Here is a 307-nt window from a genome sequence, read left to right as displayed (position 1 = left end):
GCCACAAACTGCCCCTGTAAAGCTCGCGGGTCGAGGGTGAGAGTGCGTTTGGCCGTATTGCGCAGTTTCAGCGCGATGACCGTGTGAGGGTGTAATCGCCAGCCTGCCAGCGGCGTAATCGCAATCGGCTCTGACGGGTAAAGCGTCGTGATGGACGGGGGCAGATGCAGATTCACCGGCTGGATGCCGGCCACCGGCTCGACGGTACGCAACGGGGCATACAGTTGCTGCGCGGCATAACGGGTTAAGGCGACCGGAACGGGCACCAATAATTTGGTGTTGTTCAACTGTTGCGATTTATCAGTCG

1 protein-coding gene is annotated in these 307 nt (G+C 59.3%); it reads right to left on the bottom strand.

Translation table 11 applies throughout. From position 1 onward, the window contains the following. On the bottom strand, window positions 1–307 hold a 307-nt coding region (locus AAC147_RS09415), incomplete at both ends, for a DUF3438 family protein (RefSeq protein WP_156115464.1).

Source organism: Xenorhabdus sp. NBAII XenSa04, assembly GCF_963866145.1.
Classification (GTDB): Bacteria; Pseudomonadota; Gammaproteobacteria; order Enterobacterales; family Enterobacteriaceae; genus Xenorhabdus; species Xenorhabdus indica.
Note: the sequence above shows the minus strand (reverse complement) of the source record. Positions and strands in the feature narration are given on the sequence as shown.